The 2,651-nt window shown below is 37.8% G+C and carries 3 protein-coding genes and 1 pseudogene; 2 read left to right on the top strand and 2 right to left on the bottom strand.

Annotation, left to right across the window (positions count from 1 at the left end; translation table 11 throughout):
* Positions 1–614: pseudogene (locus MW688_RS10090) on the top strand (apoptotic protease-activating factor); the annotation flags it as partial.
* A 37-nt stretch (positions 615–651) separates the two neighbouring features.
* Entirely contained in the window at positions 652–774 is a 123-nt protein-coding gene (locus MW688_RS10085) for a hypothetical protein (RefSeq protein ID WP_486735845.1), read from the top strand.
* A gap of 443 nt (positions 775–1,217) precedes the next feature.
* Here MW688_RS10085 and cobM read toward each other — a convergent pair whose 3' ends face one another.
* Positions 1,218–2,012: a precorrin-4 C(11)-methyltransferase gene (cobM, locus tag MW688_RS10080; protein ID WP_486735844.1), complete on the bottom strand. Its 795-nt coding sequence runs from the start codon at positions 2,010–2,012 to the stop codon at positions 1,218–1,220.
* A gap of 50 nt (positions 2,013–2,062) precedes the next feature.
* Positions 2,063–2,527: a hypothetical protein gene (locus MW688_RS10075; RefSeq protein WP_486735843.1), complete on the bottom strand. Its 465-nt coding sequence runs from the start codon at positions 2,525–2,527 to the stop codon at positions 2,063–2,065.
* Positions 2,528–2,651: the final 124 nt, after the last annotated feature.

Below are 2,651 nucleotides of genomic sequence, written 5' to 3'. Positions count from 1 at the left end.
TTGAGTCTGAATACAACCGTGTAGAGGCATTACAGGGGTTAGCACCCTATTTACCCTCTGATTTGTTACCCGATGCCTTAGAAGCCGCTCTTGCTATTAGGTCTGAATCCTACCGTGCAGAGGCATTACAGGGGTTAGCATCCCATTTTCCTCAGGTATTACCAGAAGCATTAAAAGCCGCTCTTGCTATTGGGTCTGAATACAACCGTGCTATGGCATTACAGAGGTTAGTACCCTATTTACCTGAGGTATTACCAGAAGCATTAGAAGCTGCTAGAGCTATTGGGATTGAAAGATACCGTGCTATGGCATTAGAGCGATTAACAGCCTATTTACCCTCTGAGTTGTTACCATCTGCCTTGGAAGCCGCCCGCGCTATTGGGAATATATACATTCGCGCTACAGGATTACAGGAGTTAGTTAATAGATTAACTTCCATATCTGTTGACAGCTCATTTTTCATAAAAACACTTTATGCTTTAGCTAGTTTAAATCGTTCCCATTTCCTCGAAAATATTCCTCAATTAGCCCCTTCAATTATAAAATTTGGAGGAATTGAAGCTCTTAGAGATATGACTGAAGCTATTCAAGATGTTAGTCGATGGTGGAAATGATTCTAGTATACTCTTTTAATTCATACTAGGTTATTATTTGCGCACTCGCCAACCGAGCGAAATCTCCCACGCGATCGCCATTTTTAAGACAAAAAGAACTCAACAAGTTACAGAAGAGCGATCACCCTCTTTAAATACAAAAAAGCGATCGCCAGGATAAATTCAAAGATAAATTAAAATTAAAAGCCAACCTACAGGTTACTGACATAATTTGGTGCGTTACGGGCTTCGCCCTAACACACCCTACTCATACTACTCATACTAAGGGGGGAATAGTAAAAAGCGATCGCCCTTTTGAGTCTTGAAGTCTTGAAGTAATAAGTAATGAGTAAATACCCTCATCAATGGTGCTATCCTTTATAAACATCTTTCTTAACATAAAACTTTACAAAAACCATAACTTGTGTATCAGTGCTTTTTTAGATTTTGTTTAAGAAAATAATGTATAAAAAAATACATTATTTGGCAAATTAAGTAATTTTACTTAAAACTCCTCTCCCTGCTCCCTGCTCCGGTGCTCCCTTGCTAGACAAGGAGTTCACGAGTTGCTTATAAGGGATAGCTTAACTAAGGGGGGAATAGTAAAAAGCGATCGCCTAAAATTTATTTTCTTGGTCGAAAAATATGACTATGTTCTGGATGATATAATCGCGACCTAGTGGGTAAAGAAGAATCTAAACTAGCTAAGGCAGGACTAACAATATAGAGAGTTGTGCGCGTCAAGTTCTCAGCTTCGGTATAGGCAGTCATTTCTTTAAGGGGAACAATAGAGATTTTTTCATCTGGCCAACCTACGCGAAAACAAACGGCTACAGGAGTTTCTGGAGGGTAATGTTGTAGTAATTTTTCTTGAGATTTTGCTACATGACGAGCAGCTAAATAGAGACACAAACTAGCTTGATGTGCCGCTAAAGTAGATAATTCTTCTGTTGGTGGAACTTGAGAGGCACTCCCACTGACACGAGTTAAGATAATGGTCTGTACTAAATCAGGAATAGTTAATTCTACCCCTAGTTGAGCAGCTGCCGCTTGAAAAGCACTAATTCCCGGTACTAATTCAAAAGGGACTTCAGCGGCAACTAGAGTTTGAATTTGCTCGTGAATAGCACTGTAGAGGCTTAAATCTCCTGAATGCAACCTAACTACTGCTAAATTAGCCTTAACTCGTTCAATCATCATGGGAATGATTTTTTCTAAGGTTAAATTGGCTGTAGGAATTAATTCGGTTTTAGAGGGAACATCCTTTAAAATTTCCTTAGGTACTAAAGAATCAGCATAGAAAATAGCATCAGCTTTAGTAATAATTTTTTGAGCTTTGACAGTTAATAGTTCAGGGTCCCCAGAACCTGCACCGATTAAGTATACTTTTGGGAGAAGAGAATTAGTAGTTTGATTCATTATTTAAGTTAATTAGCTTCAGAATTTACTCGCCTCAATATGTATAATTATCAAGCTTTGATTAAAAGTCTCTCAAATAGCTTAACGTAAATATAAGCGATCGCCTCGCCTACCACGAAACGAAATCCTGCGCTAGATTGCCACCATTTTTCAGATTTATACATATTAGTAGTAGAGGCTATTGCTCCGATTTTAAATTGAGGGGACAAAGTTCTACGGTAGATAATCCAACTTCTACGTGTATGGACATCACAGGAAAAAAGATTAATCACCTTTACTGGATACTTTGAAGTTAATAGCCACTCTCTGACTGCTATAGCCGCACTATATGTTCGGTTAAATTCTACCCATGGACAGGGTATAACTACTAACTTATTTTGATCAAAACCCAAAGATATTAAAGTAGCTGCTGTTAATTCAGCAAAATTATTATATTTACTGAGAAAATGGCCTTTACTTAGAGGAGATCCTGTGGTTATTAGTAATTGGTAATTTCCTTGTTCAAATTCTATCATTGCCTGTTTAATCAGTTCATCGCTAATCCAACCGCTTCTAAAAATCTACTCAAATTTACTCAAACAGCCAAATAAGACAGAAAAAAGTCAGCGGTATATCTTTTGCCATGTAAAGTGTTTTTAC

Source organism: Johannesbaptistia floridana (assembly GCF_057440575.1).
This window is presented reverse-complemented; position numbering and strand designations above follow the sequence as displayed.

What these genes read in the sequence shown, in the direction of transcription:
- cobM (WP_486735844.1), bottom strand. Translation starts at nt 2,012, where the DNA reads ATGAATCAAACTACTAATTCTCTTCTCCCAAAAGTATACTTAATCGGT.
- MW688_RS10075 (WP_486735843.1), bottom strand. Translation starts at nt 2,527, where the DNA reads ATGATAGAATTTGAACAAGGAAATTACCAATTACTAATAACCACAGGA.